Source organism: Pedobacter sp. GW821-FHT01D05 (assembly GCF_059422505.1).
In genome coordinates this window covers 1-2,661 of the sequence record NZ_JBWKXA010000014.1, presented here as the reverse complement: position 1 = coordinate 2,661, position 2,661 = coordinate 1, and the positions used below count along the sequence as shown (strand labels likewise).

Annotated in this window: 3 protein-coding genes; all 3 read left to right on the top strand. The window is 31.9% G+C overall.

Translation table 11 applies throughout. The annotated features are described in order from the left end of the window. A partial coding sequence (gene nusG, locus AC07VK_RS24755; RefSeq protein WP_494939845.1) for a transcription termination/antitermination protein NusG occupies positions 1-343 on the top strand: 343 nt, incomplete at its 5' end. Positions 344-492: 149 nt separating this feature from the next. Further along, positions 493-1,935, top strand: coding sequence for a hypothetical protein (locus AC07VK_RS24750; protein ID WP_492962684.1), 1,443 nt, complete (start codon positions 493-495; stop codon positions 1,933-1,935). Between the two features lie 64 nt (positions 1,936-1,999). After that, positions 2,000-2,515 (top strand): hypothetical protein, encoded by a 516-nt coding sequence (locus tag AC07VK_RS24745; RefSeq protein WP_492962682.1) that lies wholly within the window; start codon positions 2,000-2,002, stop codon positions 2,513-2,515. The last annotated feature ends 146 nt before the right edge of the window (positions 2,516-2,661 follow it).

Below are 2,661 nucleotides of genomic sequence, written 5' to 3'. Positions count from 1 at the left end.
TTTAATCGAAGCTACATTAGATGGAGAATTAGAGCACATCATTAAAGGAATCAATAGTGTTATTGGCTTCCTGGGTGATAAAGCCGGTAATCCAATCCCAATGCGCCAGGCAGAAGTTAACCGTATTTTAGGTGTGGTTGATGAAATGAGCGAGCAAGGAGAAACGATGAATGTACCTTACTATGTTGGCGAAGGCATTAAAGTAATGGACGGACCTTTCAACGGTTTCTCAGGTATTATCGAAGAGGTAAACGAAGAGAAGAAAAAACTGAAAGTAATGGTTAAAATCTTCGGTCGTAAAACGCCGTTGGAGCTTAACTACATGCAAGTAGAAAAAGAGTAAAAATTATTTTGAAATATTCAGAAACCCCGATTAATTCGGGGTTTTTTTATGCCCTTGTTTTTCGAATTACATTTTTGTAGTATTTGTTTGTAGTTTAAAAATTATTACTATGTTTGTTTAGCTCACATTTTAAATTTAAATTAACGAAAATGGTAAAAACTTATCTCTCACTAAAGCAGTGTATAGTAGCTTTAATATTTTTACTTACCACCGCTATTGTCATCTATTCTTGTAAAAAGGATAGTTCCTCAATAGAAGAAATAAAAAGTGAACTGATAACTGACGCAAAGGTTTTTTTTAAAAAAGATATCCTTTCCACTAAACGGGTGATCCTCAATGACCAAAATTATCGGCATGGTTTAACAAAAAAATTGCTTTGGGATAAGGCTTATGTTAAAAAAATTTCACTTGGTGATGCAGTAATTGTTCCCATAAAATTCGATGATGATTTTGAAATAACAAATGGTAATAGTAATGATCATAAAAAAGTAACAAGCTACTTAATTATATATACAGATATTAAAGATATAAAACATGCTGAATGGGTAACCTTAATTCCTAATGGGGCAGTACAGCAAACCAATGGAAAGTTTATTGGAACAGCAACTGTTGAAGACTGGAACGGGAACTATATAAAATCTTTTGCTTATGGGGCGGATAGGGAGATCATCTCTGTTAAGTTAGCTGAATCTGACAGCTATAAACAAATCAGTTTAAGGCGACTCAATTGCTATACTATTCATTATTATGGCCACAATTATGTAGAGGGTGTTGGTGGAACTGATTATTGGTATGAGACTGGCTCTGAAACCTATTGTCAGAGCGAGAGTGATGTAGATTATGGGCCTAATGGAGGTGATTATGGAGATATGGGTAGCGGTGGGGGTGGAACAAATGGAAATTCTAATAGTAACGAAACGAATAAAGACATTCATAACAAAACAACCGACTCGTGTATCTCAAAAACAGTTGAAGAAGCATTAAAAGCAAATAAAGATATTATAGGTGTTATGGCTGATATTATTAAGAAATTTGATGCCAGTAAAACAGTGAGTATAAATATTTACGATGGCTATATTTATTATAAAGATCAATATGGCAATAATGATATCACAAGGCCAAAACCTGGTCAAACTACTAATCAGCAATTTATGGGGAACTCATTTTCTGCGGACATTACTTTAGGAATAGATTATCATGATGGCACATCCAAAGAAAATCTCATCTCGTCGATGATTCATGAAATCATTCATGCTTATTTAGGATATACTAGCAATAATTTTTTGAAAACAGAAACTGATCATAATGTTATTGCTGAAAAATATATTACCCCTATGGCACATTATTTAAATTCATCCTTTGGCATACAAATGAGCGATGCATATGCGTTAGCATGGAGTGGCGTATCTGATTCTAAAGTTTTCAATGCCGCTACTCCTAACGATACTGAATTTACAGTAGTATATGGTGGTGGTATACCCAACGGTAAAATTACTGTTGGCGATATTAATAGAATTGCAGGAGCGTATAAACTTTCAACAAAAATACCAGCCAATAATGGTTATACCAAGGGTAGCAAAATATGTGACTAGAAAAGGTATTCACAGTAAACAATTATAATATTAGAAATCTTAATCATTCGGAACAAAAATTTTTATGAGAGAAAAAAAAATGGCTGTCACAATCTTTACAATATTGTTCTCAATTTTTTATTTTACATCAGTAGCTCAAAATAATAATAGAGATAGATTGGTAAATCAAATTCGTAAAGGATTAATAATTGATATAACAAATCTTAAAGATTCAATAGCTTTCTATAGCTTTTCTATTAAGATTGAACTTAAAAAAAATAAGACAAGTGTAGTCGCTAGAAATATAAGTCTAAATGACAGCATTGCTTCTAAAATAATAAGCGACTATACTTTTCTAAAACAACTAAATTATAGTCCGATTGTTGGAAATGCTAAACAAAATTTTTTACTGATTCCAATTGGAGTAATTATTGCCAATTACGAAGAAAATAGAATTTACCAACATAAAATACCTGTTGAAGATCTCGCTGATAAAATAAATAAATTATTCAACTACGACTCACGTACAAACAATAGAATAGAGAATTATCTATATTTAAATCCTATAATTATTTATGTTGATAAAGCTATCTACAATTAGTACAATGTAATTATCTATTAATGAGGTTTATAATACCCTCGCGTGCGCCAGCACCGGGATAAAGGATCAACATTTGTGTTAGATACTTTTTATAAATCACTTTCTAATTAATATTTACTAATGAGCGATCTAAAGTGGTATGTTGT

Coding starts and splice junctions, on each gene's coding strand:
- AC07VK_RS24745 (WP_492962682.1), top strand. CDS start 2,000: ATGAGAGAAAAAAAAATGGCTGTCACAATCTTTACAATATTGTTCTCA.
- AC07VK_RS24750 (WP_492962684.1), top strand. CDS start 493: ATGGTAAAAACTTATCTCTCACTAAAGCAGTGTATAGTAGCTTTAATA.